Raw genomic sequence first — 17951 nt, 5'->3', positions numbered from 1 at the left:
TCGGGCGTCGAACGTTTCCAGGGGTCGGAGGGCCGAGGGTGGTTGCGTTCGACGCCCTGCGGGGACGCCCCGACGCACACCCGACCCCGGCGGGGGCGGGCCGGGTCCTGCGGGGACATGCCGGCGCGCACCCGGCACCGGCGGTGCGGGCCGGGTCCTGCGGGGGCATGCCGGCGCGCACCCGGCACCGGCGGGGCGGGCCGGGTCCCTGCGGGGGCGTTTCGGCGGGGCGGTCGTTCAGGCGGGGGGCCAGTGGGACTGGAGGGTGCGGACGGTTTCGGTGATGGCGGGGCGGCGGGCCGCGCCGGTCCGCCAGAGGGCGTAGAGGCGGCGTACGGGGCCCGGTTCCAGGGGGACCGCCACGGCGCCCGGGGGGAGCGGCCCGGTGCCCAGGCGGGGTACGACGGCCACGCCGAGGCCGGCCGCCACCAGGGCGACGATGGTGTGGTTCTCCTCGGCCACGTGCGCGATGTCGGGCTCGAAGCCGGCCGTGCGGAGAGTGCGGACGAGCCAGTCGTGGCAGACCCGGCCGGGTGGCTGGCAGATCCAACGCTCGCCGTTGAGGTCGGAGCGGTGGATGACCCGGCGGGTGGTGAACGGGTGCCCCTCGGGCACGACAAGGTCGCACAGGTCGTCGCCGATGACTGCCTGTTCGATGCCTTCGGGTGCCGGGAGAGGGGCGATGTCCCAGTCGTGGGCCACCGCCAGGTCCGTGACGCCCCGGGCCACCAGGTCGACGGAGAGGTGGGGGTCTACCTCCGTGAGGCGGACGTCCAGGGCGGGGTGGAGTTCGGCCAGCTCGGCCAGTACGGGCGGCAGGAGGCCGCGCGCCGCCGAGGCGAAGGCCGCCACCGTCAGCAGCCCGCTCGGCTGCCCGCGGCGCTCCTCCAGGGTGGTCTCGGCGCGCTCCACGATCGCCAGCAACTCCTGGGCGGTGGAGGCCAGATGACGGGCCTCCTCGGTGAGGGCGACCCCGCGGCCGCGTCGCTCCAGGAGGGTGGTGCGGGTCTCCCGCTCCAGCTTCGCGATCTGCTGGGAGACGGCGGAGGGGGTGTAGCCGAGGGCGGCGGCCGCGCCCGCCACCGAGCCGTGGACGGACACGGCGTGCAGGGCGCGCAGCCTGGCGAGATCGAGCATGTCCTCATGGTGGCACCGAGGGGCATGCGTAAGCAATGCTTCATTGATGAGGGAAGAGATTTGAGCTGGTGCTTCATGGTTGGGGCGGCGATGCTCGGATCATGCGTCCCGTACACACCGCACTCGCCGTGCTCGTCGCCGCCGTCTGGGGCTTCAATTTCGTGGTCATCGAGATCGGACTCGACCACTTCCCGCCGCTGTTGTTGTCCGCCTTGCGCTTCCTTGTCGCCGCTTTGCCCGCCGTGTTCTTCGTCGGGGCGCCCAAGGTCGCCTGGAGGTGGATCCTCGGGGTCGGTCTGGCCCTGGGGATCGCCAAGTTCGGCCTGCTCTTCACCGGGATGGATGCGGGGATGCCGGCCGGATTGTCCTCGCTGGTGCTGCAGATCCAGGCCGTCTTCACGGCTGTTCTCGCTGCCGTCGTGCTGCGGGAGCGGCCGGGATGGGTGCGGGTGGTCGGGATGGGGGTGGCGCTCGCGGGGATCGCGGTGGCCGCCGTGGACGGTGGTACCGGTGGGCCGGTGCTCGGGTTCGTGCTGGTCGTGGCGGCCGCCGCGTGCTGGGGGGTGTCCAACGTGTTGACGCGCAAGGCCGCCCCGCCCGACGCGCTGAACTTCATGGTGTGGGTGTGCGTGGTGCCGGTGCTGCCGTTGTTCGGGCTGTCGCTGCTGCTGGAGGGTCCTGAACGGGACCTGGCCGCGCTGCGTTCCCTGGACTGGTCCGGACTGGGCGTCATCGGGTACGTGGCGTGGGTGTCCACGGTCTTCGGGTTCGGCGCCTGGGGCTATCTGTTGCGCCGGTACCCGGCTTCGTCCGTGGCGCCGTTCTCGCTGCTGGTCCCGGTCTTCGGGATGTCCTCGGCGGCGCTGGTGCTGGGGGAGTCCGTGTCGGGGCTGCGGTGGGTGGCGGCGGTGCTGTTGGTGGGTGGGGTCGCGCTCACCTCGCCGGCGCCCGCACGGCTCAGTGGGGCCGGCTCTCCTGTAGTGGCAGGCGCCAGTCCTGGCCCGTCAGGCTCACCCCGTACGAGCGGTGCGGGCGCTCCGCGATCAGCGTGAACCCGGCGCGCAGGTAGAGCTCGCGGGCGTCGGTGAGGACGTCGTTGGTCCACAGCACCAGCTCGCGGTAGCCGACCGAGCGGGCGAAGTCGACCACCGCGGAGACCAACCGGGTGCCGATGCCGAGGCCGCGGCTCTCCGGGTCGACGAGGAGGAGCCGCAGTCTGGCGGTGCCGGGCGCGGAGTCCTCCCGTACGCACATCACGGAGCCGACGCGGTGGCCGTTCAGCTCCGCGATCCACATCTGTTCGAGGTACGGGTCGTGGTCCTGGGCGAAGTCCGCGACGACCCGGGCCACCATGCCCTCGAAGTCGGTGTTCCAGCCGTACTCGGCCGCGTACAGCGCGCCGTGGCGCTGCACGATCCAGCCCAGGTCTCCCGGTTCCGGGTTCCGCAGCCGCACGTTGTCAGCCATGGGCCCAACTTTATGGCCGCGGGCCCCCGAACGGGTGAGCTTCTACTTCTTGGCACCGCCCAGGATTTGGCCCAGGAGGTCGCCGAGGCCGCCGTTCTGTGCGGGGGTCGCGCCGGGCGTGCCCGGCTTGCCGGCGGCGGCGCGCTTGGCGAAGACGGCCAGGAGGACCGGAATCAGCAGCTCGATGACCCGGCTGATGGTGGGGGCGGGGATGCCGGTCTTCTTCGAGACGGCGTTGGCCACGGGCTTGCTCACCTTGGCCAGGACCCCGGCCATCATCCCGCCGCCGAGCATGCCGCCGAGGCCGCCGCCGAGGGTGGACACGCCCTGCAGTGGGGGCTCGGCCACCTCCGCGAAGGCCTGGCGGACCTCGTCGTCATCGGCGTCGGCCTTCTGCTGGAGGTCGCCCGTCATCGCGCCGACCGTGGTGGCGATGGTGTCGCGCGCGCCGTTGGCGTCCGTGCCGAGCAGTCCGGCGATCTCGGTCAGCTTGTCGTCGCCGAGTTCGCCCAGCACGTCGTCCTGGAAAGAGGATTCGCTCATGCCGGAAACGCTACGTCTGTCACGATTCACCGGCACTTCGGGTGGGTGTGTCGTGCGCACTGAGTAATGGATTTGTAAAGCTGTGATTCCGGATGCAACCGTGCGGGCGCATCGTGGGTCGTATGTTGCGTCGGCACTTCCGGGGAGGGATCTGGGGGGATCGGGAAGTCCGACGAGGGAGGGGTAACCGTGAGGGGGTCCGGCCGAAAGGCGGGACCCCCTTCGCGCTGTCCACAGGCCCGACGCGCTGTCGGCGCCGGGCGGTAGCTTCGGGGCATGGCAATGGACGGGGCAGTGCAACTGGCGGTGGTCGAGGGGGTGCTCGAACGCATCACCTACGCCAACGAGGAGAGCGGGTACACGGTCGCCCGGGTCGACACCGGCCGCGGCGCCGGGGACCTGCTCACCGTCGTCGGGGCGTTGCTGGGCGCGCAGCCGGGCGAATCGCTGCGGATGGAGGGGCGTTGGGGCTCCCATCCGCAGTACGGCAAGCAGTTCACCGTGGAGAACTACAGGACCGTGCTGCCCGCCACCATCCAGGGCATCCGCCGGTATCTGGGATCGGGCCTGATCAAGGGCATCGGCCCGAAGATCGCCGACCGGATCGTGGAGCACTTCGGGACGGAGACCCTCGATGTCATCGAGGAGGAGCCCAAGAGGCTGATCGAGGTGCCCGGGCTCGGGCCCAAGCGGACGAAGCTGATCGGCGCCGCCTGGGAGGAGCAGAAGGCCATCAAGGAGGTCATGGTCTTCCTCCAGGGAGTCGGCGTCTCCACCTCCATCGCCGTGCGCATCTACAAGAAGTACGCGGACGCCTCCATTTCGGTGGTGAAGAACCAGCCGTATCGGCTCGCCGCCGACGTGTGGGGCATCGGGTTCCTGACCGCCGACCGGATCGCCCAGGCGGTGGGGATCCCGCACGACAGCCCCGAGCGGGTCAAGGCCGGGCTCCAGTACGCCCTGTCCCAGTCCGCCGACCAGGGGCACTGCTTCCTGCCCCAGGAGAAGCTCATCGCCGACGGGGTCAAGTTGCTGCAGGTGGACACCGGGCTGGTCATCGAGTGCCTGGCCGAGCTCGCCGCCGATCCGGAGGGCGTCGTACGGGAATCCGTACCGGATCCGCAGGGCGGGCCCGACCCGCTGATCGCCGTGTACCTGGTGCCCTTCCACCGGGCCGAGCTGTCGCTGGTCGGGCAGGTGCGCAGGCTCCTGCACGCCGAGGACGACCGGATGCCCGCCTTCCAGGACGTGGACTGGGACAAGGCCCTCGGCTGGCTCGCCGGGCGGACCGGGGCCGACCTCGCGCCCGAGCAGCGGGATGCGGTCAAGCTGGCGCTGACCCGGCGGGTCGCGGTCCTCACGGGCGGGCCGGGCTGCGGCAAGTCCTTCACCGTGCGCTCGATCGTCGAGCTGGCCCGGGCCAAGAAGGCGAAGGTGGTGCTGGCCGCGCCCACAGGCCGGGCGGCGAAGCGGCTGGCCGAGCTCACCGGGGCGGAGGCCTCCACGGTGCACCGGCTGCTGGAGCTCAAACCGGGCGGGGACGCGGCCTACGACCGGGACCGGCCGCTGGACGCGGACCTGGTCGTGGTGGACGAGGCCTCGATGCTGGACCTGCTGCTGGCCAACAAGCTGGTCAAGGCCGTGGCGCCGGGGGCGCATCTGCTGCTCGTGGGGGATGTGGACCAGCTGCCGTCCGTAGGGGCCGGGGAGGTGTTGAGGGACCTGCTGGCGGAGGGCGGGCCGGTGCCGGCGGTGCGGCTGACGCGGATCTTCCGGCAGGCCCAGCAGTCGGGCGTGGTCACCAACGCCCACCGGATCAACACCGGTCTGCCGCCGATCACCGACGGGCTGCCGGACTTCTTCCTCTTCCCCGAGGAGGACACCGAGGCGGCGGGCGTGCTCGCCGTGGACGTGGCCGCACGGCGGGTTCCGGCCAGATTCGGGCTCGACCCGCGCCGGGACGTCCAGGTCCTCGCCCCCATGCACCGAGGCCCGGCAGGCGCCGGAAACCTCAACGGTCTGCTCCAGCAGGCCATGACGCCGGCCCGGCCGAACCTGCCGGAGAAGCGGTTCGGCGGGCGGGTCTTCCGCGTGGGGGACAAGGTGACCCAGATCCGGAACAATTACGAGAAGGGTGCGAACGGGGTCTTCAACGGAACGGTCGGTGTCGTGATCGGCCTGGACCTCGACGAACAGCGCCTGACGGTACGGACGGAGGAGGACGAGGAGATCGCGTACGAGTTCGCGGAGCTCGACGAGCTGGCCCACGCGTACGCCGTCACCATCCACCGTTCCCAGGGGAGTGAATATCCGGCGGTGGTGATCCCGGTCACCACCGGTGCTTGGATGATGCTCCAGCGAAATCTGCTCTACACGGCGGTCACGAGGGCGAAGAAACTGGTCGTCCTCGTCGGGTCCCGCAAAGCCCTCGCGCAGGCGGTGCGTACCGTTTCCGCAGGCAGGAGGTACACAGCTGTGGCGCCGAGGCTCTCCGGACGCATACCGGTGGGAAACATCACCTAGATGATCGATCATTTGGGGTTCCGCCGCTGGTGCGGAGGGGGCAGGATGAGCAGCTTGACGGCACTCAGTGCCGTCAAAAGCACCAAAGGCCGACCCCGAGTGCACTCTCCTGCGCCAAATGGGGGAAGGTAGAGGCAGTCAGGGCACCTCGAAGAAGAGGCACTACGTCGGTGAGGGATGACGTGAGCGACAACTCTGTAGTACTCCGGTACGCGGACGGTGAATACACCTACCCGGTGGTCGAGAGCACCGTCGGTGACCAGGGCTTCGACATCTCGAAGCTGCGGGCCCAGACCGGGCTCGTCACCTTGGACAGCGGCTACGGCAACACCGCGGCCTACAAGTCCGCGATTACCTACCTCGACGGTGAGCAGGGCATCCTGCGCTACCGCGGTTACCCGATCGAGCAGCTGGCCGAGCGTTCGACCTTCATCGAGGTCGCCTACCTGCTGATCAACGGTGAGCTGCCGACCGTCGACCAGCTCGCGTCGTTCCGCAACGAGATCACCCAGCACACGCTGCTGCACGAGGACGTCAAGCGTTTCTACGACGGCTTCCCGCGCGACGCGCACCCGATGGCGATGCTGTCGTCCGTCGTCAGCGCGCTGTCGACCTTCTACCAGGACAGCCACAACCCGTTCGACGAGAAGCAGCGCAACCTCTCGACGATCCGGCTTCTGGCCAAGCTCCCGACGATCGCGGCGTACGCGTACAAGAAGTCGGTCGGCCACCCGGTGGTCTACCCGCGCAACGACCTCGGCTACGTCGAGAACTTCCTGCGCATGACCTTCTCCGTGCCGGCCCAGGAGTACGACCTGGACCCGGTCGTGGTCGCCGCGCTCGACAAGCTGCTGATCCTGCACGCGGACCACGAGCAGAACTGCTCGACCTCCACCGTGCGTCTGGTCGGCTCCTCGCAGGCGAACATGTTCGCCTCGATCTCGGCCGGCATCTCCGCGCTGTGGGGCCCGCTGCACGGTGGCGCCAACCAGTCGGTGCTGGAGATGCTGGAAGGCATCAAGAACGACGGCGGCGACGTCGACGCCTTCATCCGCAAGGTGAAGAACAAGGAAGACGGCGTCCGCCTCATGGGCTTCGGACACCGCGTCTACAAGAGCTTCGACCCCCGGGCGAAGATCATCAAGGCGGCGGCGCACGACGTCCTCTCCTCGCTCGGCAAGAGCGACGAGCTGCTCGACATCGCGCTCAAGCTGGAAGAGCACGCGCTGGCGGACGAGTACTTCGTCTCGCGCAACCTCTACCCGAACGTGGACTTCTACACCGGCCTGATCTACCGGGCCATGGGCTTCCCGACCGAGATGTTCACCGTGCTCTTCGCGCTCGGCCGGCTCCCCGGCTGGATCGCCCAGTGGCACGAGATGATCAAGGAGCCGGGTTCCCGCATCGGCCGCCCGCGCCAGATCTACACGGGTGAGGTCCTGCGCGACTTCGTCCCCGTCGAGGCCCGCTGACCCGAGGCCCTCAAGGCACGCCAGGCATGCGAAAAGCGCCCCGCCGTCGATCCCCCCACGGGTCGACGGTCGGGGCGCTTTCCTTTTCCCCGGTACGGATTCCCCCCACGGGACCCGAGCCGGGGCGTCGGTGGTGCCGGGACTCGTTCGGGTCGGGACGGCCGCTCAAGGCTTCCCGCGCACGAATCCCGGCCGGCCGATACCCCCGGACGTCCCCCAAGACGTTCCTGGCATCGCCCCATTAGACCCACCACGACCCCGGATGGTTACGTTGGCGTCACTGTGATCTGCGTCTCCCGTGAAGGAACTGTGTGGGCCGTGGGGAGGCCTTCCACTAGCGGAAGGACCGCAGCCGCAGGCTGTTGGTCACCACGAAGACCGAGGAGAAGGCCATCGCGGCCCCCGCGATCATCGGGTTGAGCAGTCCGGCGGCCGCCAGCGGCAGGGCCGCCACGTTGTAGCCGAAGGCCCAGAACAGGTTCCCCTTGATGGTGCCCAGGGTCCGGCGCGACAGCCGGATCGCGTCCGCCGCCACCCGCAGGTCTCCCCGTACGAGGGTCAGGTCGCCGGCCTCGATCGCCGCGTCGGTGCCGGTGCCCATGGCCAGGCCCAGGTCCGCCTGGGCCAGGGCGGCCGCGTCGTTGACCCCGTCGCCGACCATGGCGACCGTACGACCCTCCGTCTGGAGGCGGCGCACGACGTCCACCTTGTCCTGCGGGAGCACTTCGGCGATCACCTCGTCGATGCCCACCTCCCGCGCCACCGTCTCGGCGACGGCCTTGTTGTCGCCGGTCAGCAGGACCGGGGTCAGGCCCAGCGCCCGCAGCCGGGAGACCGCCTCCGCGCTGGTCTCCTTGACGGCGTCGGCCACGGTCAGGACCCCGCGCGCCTCCCCGTCCCAGGCCACCAGCACGGCGGTGCTGCCCGCCGCCTCGGCGGCCGCCTTGGCCTCGGCGAGCTCCTGGGGGAGGGTGATCGCCCAGTCGGCCAGCAGCCGCTCGCGGCCCACCAGGACGGCGTGACCGTCGACCACGCCCTGGACGCCGAGCCCCGCCAGGTTCTGGAAGTCCTCCGGGACCGGCAGCTCCCCCGCCCGCTCGGCCGCTCCGGTGGCGACGGCCCGGGCGATCGGGTGCTCGGAGGCGTGCTCCAGGGAGCCGGCGAGCCGCAGCAGCTCCTTCTCGTCCACGCCCTCGGCGACGTGCACGTCGGCCAGGGTCATCCGGCCGGTGGTGACGGTCCCGGTCTTGTCCAGGACGACGGTGTCCACGCGGCGGGTGGACTCCAGTACCTCGGGGCCCTTGATCAGGATGCCCAGCTGCGCGCCGCGGCCGGTGCCGACCATCAGCGCGGTCGGCGTGGCCAGGCCCAGGGCGCACGGGCAGGCGATGATCAGGACGGCCACGGCGGCGGTGAAGGCGGCGGTGGCGTCGCCGGTCACCAGCAGCCAGGTGACCCAGGTGCCCAGCGCCAGGACCAGCACGATCGGCACGAAGATCCCGGAGATCCGGTCGGCGAGGCGCTGCACCTCGGCCTTGCCGTTCTGCGCGTCCTCGACGAGCCGGGCCATCCGGGCCAGCTGGGTGTCGGCGCCGATCCGGGTGGCCTCGACGACCAGGCGCCCGGAGGCGTTGACGGTGGCGCCGGTGACCGGGTCCCCGACGGTGACCTCCACGGGCACGGACTCGCCGGTCAGCATGGAGGCGTCCACGGCGGAGCTGCCCTCGACGACCGTGCCGTCGGTGGCGACCTTCTCGCCCGGCCGGACGACGAACCGGTCGCCGACCACGAGCTGCGCCACGGGGATGCGTACCTCGGCGCCGCCGCGCAGCACGGCCACGTCCTTGGCGCCGAGCTCCAGCAGGGCCTTGAGGGCCGCGCCGGCCTTCCGCTTGGAGCGGGCCTCCAGGTAGCGGCCGAGCAGGATGAAGGAGACGACCCCGGCCGCGACCTCCAGGTAGATGGCGGAGGAGCCGTCGGTGCGCGAGATGGTCAGGTCGAAGCCGTGCCGCATGCCGGTCATGCCGGCGTGGCCGAAGAACAGGGCCCACAGCGACCAGGCGAAGGCGGCCAGGGTGCCGACGGAGACCAGCGTGTCCATGGTCGCGGCGCCGTGCCGGGCGTTGGTCCAGGCCGCCTTGTGGAAGGGGTAGGCGCCCCAGACGACGACGGGGGCGGCGAGGGTCAGCGAGAGCCACTGCCAGTTGTCGAACTGGAGGGACGGGACCATCGCGAGCAGGACCACGGGCAGGGCCAGGGCGGCCGAGACGAGCAGCCGGTGGCGCAGGGCGGCGAGCTCGGGGTCGCGCGGGGCCCGGTCGCCTTCGGGCTCCGACGCGGGCTCGGGCTCCGGCGGAGGGGGTTCCTCGGCGGTGTATCCGGTCTTCACGACGGTCGCGATCAGGTCGGCGACCCGGACGTCACCGCTGTAGGAGACCTTCGCCTTCTCGGTGGCGAAGTTCACCGTGGCCTCGACGCCGTCCATCCGGTTGAGCTTCTTCTCGATGCGGGCCGCGCAGGAGGCGCAGGTCATCCCGCCGATCGAGAGTTCCACCGCCGCTATGGGCCCGTCGTGCACTGTGCTGGTCATCTTCCGGCTCCAGGGGGATGGCCGGGCCGTACGGAACCAGTATGAGCTGGCCGGTACGGCCCGGCGGAATGCTGCGGGGGTACCGCGCGATGGCTAAGCGGCCTCGGGGAAGTGGGGCACGTCCCCGCGCCGCCCGGCACGGCACCTCGCCGCGTTGTCGCAGCACCCGAGTACGTCCAGTACAAGGGCACTGCTCCGCCTTGCGATGCACCGCACCGGACGACGCGGAAACGCACCCCACTTCCCCGAGGCCGCTTAGGCCCGACCCACGAGTTCGTAGCCGGCCTCGTCGATGGCGGCGCGGACGTCCTCTTCGGCGAGCAGGGCGTCGGAGACGACGGTGACCTCGCCGGTCGCGGCGACCGCCTTGACCGAGCTGACGCCGGGCAGGGCGCTGAGCTCCGTGGTCACCGAGCCCTCGCAGTGCCCGCAGCTCATGCCGGTCACGCGGTAGACGGTGGTGGTCCGGGTGTCCGTCTCGGCGGTCATGTCGTTCTCCTCTTCGCGGCGTACGTGTCCGATCGCAGGGGGCGATGGATTCCTCCACCGTCCTCCCCACACTCGAAGACTATACCCCTAGGGGGTATCAATGCGAGCCTCGTGTTGCCAAAACTGGCCGGTGTGGCCGAACTGTACGTAAATGACCGTTATGGATCACTCGGTAAGCCTCGTTCTGATCATGGCCGCCGCCGTGCTCGCGCCCCTGCTGGCCTATGGGATCTCGCGCTGGCTGGCCGTACCGCTGGTGATCTTCGAGATCCTGCTGGGAATCCTGCTCGGCCCCGACGTCCTCGGATGGGTACACACCGGCGAGGTGGTCGACGTACTGAGCAACCTCGGCCTCGCGATGCTGATCTTCCTGGCCGGCTACGAACTCGAATTCGACCGGGTCAAGGGGGACACCCTCAAGCGGTCGGTGTGGGCCTGGCTGATCGCCCTCGCACTGGGCCTCGGCCTCGGGGCCCTGCTCGCCCACGGGGGCGGATTCGACAAGGGCGTCTACGTCGGCACCGCGCTCACCAGCACCGCGCTCGGCGCGATCCTGCCCGTGCTGAGGGACGCCGGAGACCTGCAGAGCAGGTTCGGCTCCGTGATGATGGCCATGGGCGCGATCGGTGAGTTCGGGCCGATCATCGCCATGGCCCTGCTGCTCAGCGGGCGGGCCCCGGGCCGGTCGGCGGCGCTGCTGGCCGCCTTCGCGGCCCTGACGGCGGCGGCGGTCCTCTGGTCGCTGCGGCCCAAGCCGCCCTGGTTCGGCAACGTCATCGCCAAGACCCTGCACAGCAGCGCGCAGTTCGCGGTACGGCTGGTGGTCCTGCTGCTGGTGTCGATGCTGGCGCTGGCCCAGGTGCTCGGCCTGGACATCCTGCTCGGGGCCTTCGCCGCCGGGCTCATCACCCGCCTCGTGCTGCACGGGGCCGCCCCGGAGAGCAGCGCGACCGTGCTGTCGAAGGTGGAGGCCATGGGCTTCGGCTTCCTCGTGCCGCTGTTCTTCGTGGTCACCGGGGTCGAGTTCGACCTGAAGGCGCTGCTCGCGGGCGGCCGGGAGCTCCTGCTGCTGCCGCTGTTCCTGCTGCTGTTCCTCGTGGTGCGCGGGCTGCCGATCTGGCTGCTGGCCCCGAAGGACCTGGACCGGCGGGACCGGTCGGCGCTGGTGCTGTTCGGGTCCACCGCGCTGCCGCTGGTGGTGGCGATCACCACGCTCGGGGTGCAGGCCGGGAAGGTGGACCCGGGGGAGGCCGCCGCGCTGGTGGGAGCCGGAATGCTGTCGGTGCTGGTGTTCCCGCTGGTGGGGCTGCGGCTGCGGGACCGCGTGCGGGCCCGGGCGGGGGCCCGGATCGGCGGCGAGGAGTCCTGGTGAGCGGGGCCGGGGCCCCGCTCGTCCGGTACGCCGCTCAGTCCTCGCGGCGCCCCCGGTTGCCGGGCCGACGGGCCACCCACGCGCGGACGGTGTCGGCGTACCAGTAGGGCTTGGCGCCCTCCACGTGATCGGGCGGGGGGAGGAGCCCGTGCTTGCGGTAGGAGCGCACGGTGTCGGGCTGGACCCGGATGTGGGCAGCGATCTCCTTGTACGACCACAGCTGTCGGTCGCTCATGCCAGGCACCTCCTCGTCCACGCCGCGGGGCCGGCCGGGAGGCCGTCGGGGGAGCCGGCACGTGGACACTGACGATCACTCGCCTCGTGCCCGGGGAACGACGCGGATCGAGGGCAGGGGAGGGTCTGTCGAGCCCCTGTGACGCAAGACCCGCGTAACGGGGACATGCGTGACACGAATGCGACCCCTGTGACGGATGCGGCACAGGGGTCGACCGGGTCGGGCGATCGGGTCGATCGGGGGCGTCAGCGGTAGAGGGAAGGCCGTTCCGTCAGGGTCACTTCGGTCCGTACGCCGGTCCGCGCGGCCACCAGTCCCGCCTCGGAGACGGCCGCCGCCGCGTACCCGTCCCAGGCGTCGGGCCCCGCCACCCGGCCGCGCGCGGCCGCGGCCACCCAGCGGCGCAGCTGACGGTCGTAGGCGTCGGCGAAACGCACCGTGAAGTCCTGGTCGATCTCCCCGCCCCACCGGCCCGCCGCCTGCACCACCATCGCGTGGCCGTCACCGATCCGGGCGCTGCCCGCCTCGCCGACCGCCTCGCACTGCACCTGGTAGCCGAACCCGCAGTTCACGAAGATCTCCACGTCGACCACGGCCCCGCCGGAGGTCTCCAGCAGCACCAGCCGGGGATCGCGCAGCCCCTCCGGGGCGGCCGCCGTGGGCCGCGGGGAGAGCACGGTGACGGCCGTGATCTCCTGGCCCAGCAGCCAGCGCGCCGCGTCCACCTCGTGCACCACGGAGTCGCTGATCAGCATGTCGCTGGTGAAGAAGGACGGCGAGGCGGCGTTGCGGTGCCGGCAGTGCAAGAACAGCGGCCTCCCGATCCCACCCGCGTCCAGCAGCTCCTTCAGCCGCTCGTACTCGGCGTCGAACCGCCGCATGAAACCCACCTGCACCAGGCGCCGCCCCAGCCGCTGTTCGGCCTCCATGACCCGCAGCGCCCCCGCCGGGTCCGGGGTCAGCGGCTTCTCGCACAGCACCGGCAGCTCCCGCTCCAAGGCGCGCAGCACCGCTTCCTCGTGGGCGGGCCCGGGGGACGCGATCAGCACGGCCTGGACCCCGGGCGCGGCTATCGCGGCCGCCGGGTCGGTGTGCGCGCTCGCCCCGTCCAGGGTGCCCGCGACCGCCTTGACCCGGTCCCCGTCCGGATCGGCCACGGCCACCACCCGGGCCCCGCCGACGGTGCGCCCGATCCGGCGGACGTGGTCGGCGCCCATCTTGCCCGTGCCGATGACGGCGATGCCGAGCGTGCTCATGTTCGTATCCTCCGAGGAGTCAGCGGGCGCCGCAGGAGCGCAGGTAGTCGCGGGTACGACGGGCGATCGGCAGCGGTCGGTCCGGCGGGCAGGGGTACATGTCCTGCTCGACGATGGCGAAGAGGTCCACGTCGAGCCGCTGGGCGGCGGCGAGCACGGGTTCCAGCGCGGGCACCCCCGAGGGCGGTTCGCACATCACCCCGCGGCCCACGGCCGGCCCGAAGGGCAGCTCCTGCGCGACGACTTCGGCGAGGACCCGCGGGTCCACCTGCTTGAGGTGGAGGTAGCCGATCCGCTCGGCGAAGGTCTCGATGGCCTGGACGCTGTCGCCGCCGCAGTACGCGTAGTGCCCGGTGTCCAGGCAGAGGGAGACGAGGGCCGGGTCGGTGGCGTCCAGGAAGCGGGCCACGTTCCGCGGGGTGTCGATGTGGGTGTCCGCGTGCGGATGCACGACGATCCGCAGCCCGTACCGCTCCCGGACCTCCCGGCCCAGGCGCTCGGTCTGGGAGGCCAGTTCGCGCCATTGGGCGGGCGTGAGGGTGCGGTCCTCCAGCACCTCGCCGGTCTTGTCGTCCCGCCAGAAGGAGGGGATGACCACGAGGTGCGCCGCGCCCATGGCCTGGGTCAGCGCCGCGATCCGCGACACGTGCGCCCAGGTGTCCTCCCACACGGCGGGCCCGTGATGGAGTCCGGTGAAGACGGTGCCGGCCGAGACCCGCAGCCCGCGCTTGGCGGTCTCCTCGGCGAGGCGGGCGGGATCGGTGGGCAAGTATCCGTACGGGCCGAGCTCGATCCACTCGTACCCGGCGTCCGCGACCTCGTCGAGGAAGCGCTCCCAGGGGGTCTGCAAGGGATCGTCGGGAAACCAGACACCCCAGGAGTCCGGAGCCGAACCGACACGGATACGGGTCAACGCGGGCGGGGAGGACGTCATAACGGCCACCTTAGGGTGGGAGGCGAGCGGGAGGACGTGACTGTGAACGGGACCGGCGATCCGTTGGAGTTCGACCTGATCACGATGGGCCGGATCGGGGTGGATCTCTACCCGTTGACGACCGGCGTATCACTGGCCGAGGTGGAGACCTTCGGCAAGTTCCTCGGCGGCTCGCCGAGCAACGTGGCCGTCGCGGCGGCCCGGCTGGGGCGACGGACGGCGGTGATCACCCGCACCGGGGCGGACCCCTTCGGCGCGTATCTCCGCGCGGAGCTGCGGCGGTTCGGGGTGGACGACCGGTGGGTGGCGGAGGTCGCCGGGCTCCCCACGCCGATCACCTTCTGCGAGGTCTTCCCGCCGGACCGGTTCCCGCTGTACTTCTACCGGCTGCCGAAGGCGCCCGATCTGGAGATCGAGGCGGCGGAGGTGGACCTGGCGGCGGTGCGGGCCGCGCGGGTGTTCTGGATGACGGGGACGGGGTTGAGCGAGGAGCCCTCGCGGGCGGCGACGCTGGCGGCGCTGGAGGCCCGGGGTCGCGGGGCGGGGGTGACGGTGTTCGACCTGGACTGGCGGCCGATGCTGTGGCGGGAGAAACCGGAGCCGTACTACGAGCGGGCGCTGGCGGTGGCGACGGTGGCCGTCGGGAACCCGGAGGAGTGCGAGATCGCCACGGGGCGGTCGGAGCCGTACGAGGCGGCGCGGGCGCTGATCGCCTCCGGCGTGGAGCTGGCGGTGGTCAAGCGGGGGCCGGAGGGCGTGCTGGCGGTGCATCGGGACGGGACGGTGGCGGAGGTCCCACCGGTGCCCGTGGAGGTGGTGAACGGGCTGGGGGCGGGGGACGCGTTCGGGGGTGCGCTGTGCCACGGGTTGTTGGCGGGGTGGTCGCTGGAAGCCGTGATGCGGTACGCGAACGCGGCGGGGGCCATTGTCGCCTCGCGGCTGGCGTGTTCGTCGGCCATGCCGTTCCCTGACGAGGTGGAGGAGGTGCTCGCCCGTGCCGGTGGTGTCTGAGTGGGGGATGGAGTGGACGAGGCTGGCAGTCCTGGAGTTGGCGCCGGGGGAGGTGTACGCGCACGCGTGCGGGGAGGCTGAATGGATCGTGTTGCCGTTGTCGGGCGGTTGCCGTGTGCGTGTCGCGGGGCCTGGTGGTCCGGTGCCGGTCACCGATCGGGGCTCCGCCCCGGACCCCGCGCCTCAATCGCCGGCGGGGCTGGGTTTTGCCCGGCCGGGGCAGGATGGTGCGGCGGCCTCAGCGGACCGGCGGCATCAGCCAAATCCAGCCCCGCCGGCGTTTGAGGCGCGGGGGGCCGGGGGCGGAGCACACAGGTTCGGGAAGGGGCGGGGTGGGGGAAGCCCCGCAGGGCCTGACGCGACACCGCCGCTGAGCTTCGAACTGCGGGGGCGGACCGGGGTGTTCGACGGGGTCACCGACTTCGTCTACCTGCCCCGGGACGCGCATGCGGAGGTCACCTCGGCCGGCGGCGGCCGGTTCGCGCTCGCCGGGGCGCGGTGCGCGGCGCGGCTGCCCGCGCGGTACGGGCCCGCCGGGGAGGTGCCCGTCGAGCTGCGCGGGGCCGGGAATTGCTCCCGCCAGGTCAACAACTTCGGGGCGGCCGACGTGTTTCCCGCCGACCGGCTCATCGCCGTCGAGGTGCTCACCCCCGGCGGGAACTGGTCCTCGTACCCGCCCCACAAGCACGACACGCACGCCCCCGGCGAAGAGTCCCGCCTCGAAGAGATCTACTACTTCGAGATCGCTCCGCACGGGGACACCCCGGGGGTCGGGTACCAGCGCGTCACGCCCTCCCCGGCGGGGAAGACCGACATCCTGGCCGAGGTCGGGAGCGGGGACGCCGTGCTGATCCCGGACGGTTGGCACGGGCCGTCCATCGCCGCTCCCGGGCACGACATGTACTACCTGAACGTGATGGCCGGGCCGCCCGGCGAGCCGCGGGAGTGGTTGATCCGGGACCACCCCGACCACGCCTGGATCCGCGGCAGTTGGGACGGGCAGGAGATCGACCCCCGGCTGCCCTTCCCCCGAGCGGAGGACCACCAGTGAGGCTCACCGTCGCGCAGGCGCTCGTACGGTTCCTGAGCGCGCAGTACGCCGAGCGCGACGGGCGGCGGCACCGGCTGATCGCCGCCACCTGGGGGATCTTCGGGCACGGGAACGTCGCCGGGATCGGGCAGGCGTTGCTGGAGACGGGCGCGCAGGACATGCCCTTCCTCCAGGGCCGCAACGAGCAGGCGATGGTGCACGCCGCCGTCGGGTACGCCCGGCAGAGCGGGCGGTTGTCGGCGCACGCCGTGACCACCTCCATCGGGCCCGGCGCCACCAACCTCGTCACCGGCGCCGCCGGAGCGACCATCAACCGCGTTCCGGTGCTCCTGCTGCCCGGGGACACCTTCGCGACCCGGCCCGCCGATCCCGTGTTGCAGCAGTTGGAGGTGCAGGAGGCGGGGGACGTCTCCGTCAACGACACCCTGCGGCCCGTCTCCCGCCACTTCGACCGGATCACCCGGCCCGAGGCGCTGATCCCGGCCGCCCTCCAGGCCATGCGGGTGCTCACCGACCCGGTGCGGACCGGCGCCGTCACGCTCGCGCTGCCGCAGGACGTGCAGGCCGAGGCGTACGACTGGCCCGAGGAGTTCTTCGCCGAGCGGGTGTGGGGCGTACGCCGGCCCCGGCCCGACCGCGTCGAGCTCGCCGCGGCCGCGGCCGCCGTACGGGGCTCCGCGCGGCCCCTGATCGTCGCGGGCGGCGGAATCCGGCACAGCGGGGCGGGGGCCGCGCTGGCGGAGTTCGCCGAGGCCACCGGGATTCCCGTGGCCACCACCCAGGCGGGCAAGGGCGTGCTCCCGTACGACCACCCGGCCGAGGTCGGCGGGATCGGGCACACGGGTACGGCCACCGCCGACGGGCTCGCCCGGGAGGCCGACCTGGTGATCGCCGCCGGGACCCGGCTGACGGACTTCACCACGGCCTCCGCGACCCTCTTCCAGAACCCGGCCGTCCGGTTCCTCGGCCTCAACCTGGACCCGTACGACGCCCACAAGCTCGGCGCCCTGCCCCTGGTCGCCGATGCCCGCGAGGGGCTCGGTGAACTCCGGGAGGCGGTCGCCGGGTACCGGGTGGATCCCCAGTACACGGCCTCGTACGGGGAGGGGAAGAGGGAGTGGGAGCGGCTCGTCGATGCCGCCTGGGGTGCGGGCGACGAGGACCTGCCGCCGACGCAGACCCAGGTGCTCGGGCTGCTCGACTCGCTGGTCGACGAGAGCGACATCCTCGTCAACGCCGCCGGCTCGCTGCCCGGGGACCTGCACAAGCTGTGGCGGGCCCGCTCGGTCGACCAGTACCACCTGGAGTACGGGTACTCCTGCATGGGCTACGAGATCCCGGCCGCGATCGGGGTGGCCCTGGCCGCTCCCGGTCGCCCGGTGTGGGCGCTGGTCGGCGACGGGACGTACCTGATGAACCCGACCGAGATCGTCACGGCCGTGCAGGAGGGCGTCCCGATCAAGCTGGTCATCCTCGACAACCACGGGTACGCGTCGATCGGCGGGCTCTCGGGGGCGGTGGGCGGTGAGGGATTCGGCACCGGGTACCGCTTCCGGGCGCCCGACGGTTCGTACACCGGCGACCCCCTTCCGGTGGACCTCGCCGCCAACGCGGGGTCCCTCGGGATGGCCGTGATACGCGCCCGTACCGTACGTGACCTGCGGGAAGCTCTGGCCGAGGCGCGCTCGGCAACATGTCCCACATGTGTCTACGTACAGACCCGAACGCCCGACACTGTGTCGGGCCCGCCCCCCGCGCAGGCGTGGTGGGATGTTCCTGTGGCCGAGACCGCGAAGCGCAAAGCGGCGGCCCAGGCCCGTGAAGAGTACGACCGGCAAGCCGCTCAGCGACGTCGCCATCTGTGAAGGAGC

At 71.7% G+C, this 17951-nt stretch carries 14 protein-coding genes and 1 pseudogene; 7 read left to right on the top strand and 8 right to left on the bottom strand.

Annotated features, from left to right (window positions below):
- Positions 1 to 237: 237 nt before the first annotated feature.
- Complete coding sequence (locus ACFV9H_RS28465) at positions 238 to 1137, bottom strand: LysR family transcriptional regulator (RefSeq protein WP_385403574.1); 900 nt, start codon at positions 1135 to 1137, stop codon at positions 238 to 240.
- 101 nt (positions 1138 to 1238) lie between these two features.
- On the opposite strand from ACFV9H_RS28465, the gene ACFV9H_RS28460 reads away from it, so the two are divergent.
- Complete coding sequence (locus ACFV9H_RS28460) at positions 1239 to 2189, top strand: EamA family transporter (protein WP_385403572.1); 951 nt, start codon at positions 1239 to 1241, stop codon at positions 2187 to 2189.
- On the opposite strand, the pseudogene ACFV9H_RS28455 reads toward ACFV9H_RS28460, so the two are convergent.
- Together ACFV9H_RS28455 and ACFV9H_RS28450 are read right to left on the bottom strand one after the other, a co-directional pair.
- A pseudogene (locus tag ACFV9H_RS28455) lies at positions 2095 to 2592 on the bottom strand (GNAT family N-acetyltransferase); the annotation flags it as partial. The gene ACFV9H_RS28460 and the pseudogene ACFV9H_RS28455 sit on opposite strands and share 95 nt — an antisense overlap.
- 54 nt (positions 2593 to 2646) lie before the next feature.
- Complete coding sequence (locus ACFV9H_RS28450) at positions 2647 to 3147, bottom strand: DUF937 domain-containing protein (protein WP_385403569.1); 501 nt, start codon at positions 3145 to 3147, stop codon at positions 2647 to 2649.
- Between the two features lie 276 nt (positions 3148 to 3423).
- On the opposite strand from ACFV9H_RS28450, the gene ACFV9H_RS28445 reads away from it, so the two are divergent.
- A complete protein-coding gene (locus ACFV9H_RS28445) occupies positions 3424 to 5670 on the top strand; it encodes an ATP-dependent RecD-like DNA helicase (RefSeq protein WP_385403566.1) in 2247 nt (748 codons plus the stop codon).
- Between the two features lie 182 nt (positions 5671 to 5852).
- On the top strand, positions 5853 to 7142 hold the full coding sequence (locus ACFV9H_RS28440) for a citrate synthase (protein WP_385403564.1): 1290 nt from the start codon (positions 5853 to 5855) through the stop codon (positions 7140 to 7142).
- A 334-nt stretch (positions 7143 to 7476) separates the two neighbouring features.
- Here the strand turns inward: ACFV9H_RS28440 and ACFV9H_RS28435 are convergent, their stop codons facing one another.
- Both ACFV9H_RS28435 and ACFV9H_RS28430 read right to left on the bottom strand, forming a co-directional pair.
- A complete protein-coding gene (locus ACFV9H_RS28435; RefSeq protein WP_385403562.1) occupies positions 7477 to 9732 on the bottom strand; it encodes a heavy metal translocating P-type ATPase in 2256 nt (751 codons plus the stop codon).
- Positions 9733 to 9987: 255 nt separating this feature from the next.
- Positions 9988 to 10221: a heavy-metal-associated domain-containing protein gene (locus ACFV9H_RS28430; protein ID WP_385403560.1), complete on the bottom strand. Its 234-nt coding sequence runs from the start codon at positions 10219 to 10221 to the stop codon at positions 9988 to 9990.
- Between the two features lie 160 nt (positions 10222 to 10381).
- Here ACFV9H_RS28430 and ACFV9H_RS28425 point away from each other — a divergent pair, with 160 nt between their 5' ends.
- The gene (locus tag ACFV9H_RS28425; protein ID WP_385403588.1) at positions 10382 to 11593 is read left to right on the top strand and encodes a cation:proton antiporter; all 1212 of its coding nucleotides are present in this window, start codon (positions 10382 to 10384) and stop codon (positions 11591 to 11593) included.
- A gap of 34 nt (positions 11594 to 11627) precedes the next feature.
- Here ACFV9H_RS28425 and ACFV9H_RS28420 read toward each other — a convergent pair whose 3' ends face one another.
- From ACFV9H_RS28420 to ACFV9H_RS28410, 3 genes are all read right to left on the bottom strand, one after another.
- A complete protein-coding gene (locus tag ACFV9H_RS28420) occupies positions 11628 to 11828 on the bottom strand; it encodes a MerR family transcriptional regulator (RefSeq protein WP_365479811.1) in 201 nt (66 codons plus the stop codon).
- Between the two features lie 245 nt (positions 11829 to 12073).
- Positions 12074 to 13084, bottom strand: a complete 1011-nt coding sequence (locus ACFV9H_RS28415) for a Gfo/Idh/MocA family protein (RefSeq protein WP_385403557.1) — start codon at positions 13082 to 13084, stop codon at positions 12074 to 12076.
- A gap of 19 nt (positions 13085 to 13103) precedes the next feature.
- Complete coding sequence (locus ACFV9H_RS28410; RefSeq protein WP_385403554.1) at positions 13104 to 14018, bottom strand: sugar phosphate isomerase/epimerase family protein; 915 nt, start codon at positions 14016 to 14018, stop codon at positions 13104 to 13106.
- Between the two features lie 42 nt (positions 14019 to 14060).
- On the opposite strand from ACFV9H_RS28410, the gene iolC reads away from it, so the two are divergent.
- From iolC to iolD, 3 genes are read left to right on the top strand one after another with little or no spacing between them, the layout of a single operon-like run.
- Positions 14061 to 15029, top strand: coding sequence for a 5-dehydro-2-deoxygluconokinase (iolC, locus tag ACFV9H_RS28405; RefSeq protein WP_385403585.1), 969 nt, complete (start codon positions 14061 to 14063; stop codon positions 15027 to 15029).
- Between the two features lie 7 nt (positions 15030 to 15036).
- Positions 15037 to 16080, top strand: coding sequence for a 5-deoxy-glucuronate isomerase (gene iolB / locus ACFV9H_RS28400; protein WP_385403582.1), 1044 nt, complete (start codon positions 15037 to 15039; stop codon positions 16078 to 16080).
- A complete protein-coding gene (iolD, locus tag ACFV9H_RS28395) occupies positions 16077 to 17945 on the top strand; it encodes a 3D-(3,5/4)-trihydroxycyclohexane-1,2-dione acylhydrolase (decyclizing) (RefSeq protein ID WP_385403552.1) in 1869 nt (622 codons plus the stop codon). The genes iolB and iolD overlap by 4 nt, the downstream gene beginning before the upstream one ends.
- Positions 17946 to 17951: the final 6 nt, after the last annotated feature.

The sequence above is a fragment of the Streptomyces sp. NPDC059874 genome (assembly GCF_042731135.1).
Classification (GTDB): domain Bacteria; phylum Actinomycetota; class Actinomycetes; order Streptomycetales; family Streptomycetaceae; genus Streptomyces.
Note: the sequence above shows the minus strand (reverse complement) of the source record. Positions and strands in the feature narration are given on the sequence as shown.

Bases quoted from the DNA above. Each gene is read 5' to 3' on its own strand.
- ACFV9H_RS28465 (WP_385403574.1), bottom strand. From the start codon at position 1,137: ATGCTCGATCTCGCCAGGCTGCGCGCCCTGCACGCCGTGTCCGTCCAC.
- ACFV9H_RS28460 (WP_385403572.1), top strand. From the start codon at position 1,239: ATGCGTCCCGTACACACCGCACTCGCCGTGCTCGTCGCCGCCGTCTGG.
- ACFV9H_RS28450 (WP_385403569.1), bottom strand. From the start codon at position 3,147: ATGAGCGAATCCTCTTTCCAGGACGACGTGCTGGGCGAACTCGGCGAC.
- ACFV9H_RS28445 (WP_385403566.1), top strand. From the start codon at position 3,424: ATGGCAATGGACGGGGCAGTGCAACTGGCGGTGGTCGAGGGGGTGCTC.
- ACFV9H_RS28435 (WP_385403562.1), bottom strand. From the start codon at position 9,732: ATGACCAGCACAGTGCACGACGGGCCCATAGCGGCGGTGGAACTCTCG.
- ACFV9H_RS28430 (WP_385403560.1), bottom strand. From the start codon at position 10,221: ATGACCGCCGAGACGGACACCCGGACCACCACCGTCTACCGCGTGACC.
- ACFV9H_RS28425 (WP_385403588.1), top strand. From the start codon at position 10,382: ATGGATCACTCGGTAAGCCTCGTTCTGATCATGGCCGCCGCCGTGCTC.
- ACFV9H_RS28420 (WP_365479811.1), bottom strand. From the start codon at position 11,828: ATGAGCGACCGACAGCTGTGGTCGTACAAGGAGATCGCTGCCCACATC.
- ACFV9H_RS28415 (WP_385403557.1), bottom strand. From the start codon at position 13,084: ATGAGCACGCTCGGCATCGCCGTCATCGGCACGGGCAAGATGGGCGCC.
- ACFV9H_RS28410 (WP_385403554.1), bottom strand. From the start codon at position 14,018: ATGACGTCCTCCCCGCCCGCGTTGACCCGTATCCGTGTCGGTTCGGCT.
- iolB (WP_385403582.1), top strand. From the start codon at position 15,037: ATGGAGTGGACGAGGCTGGCAGTCCTGGAGTTGGCGCCGGGGGAGGTG.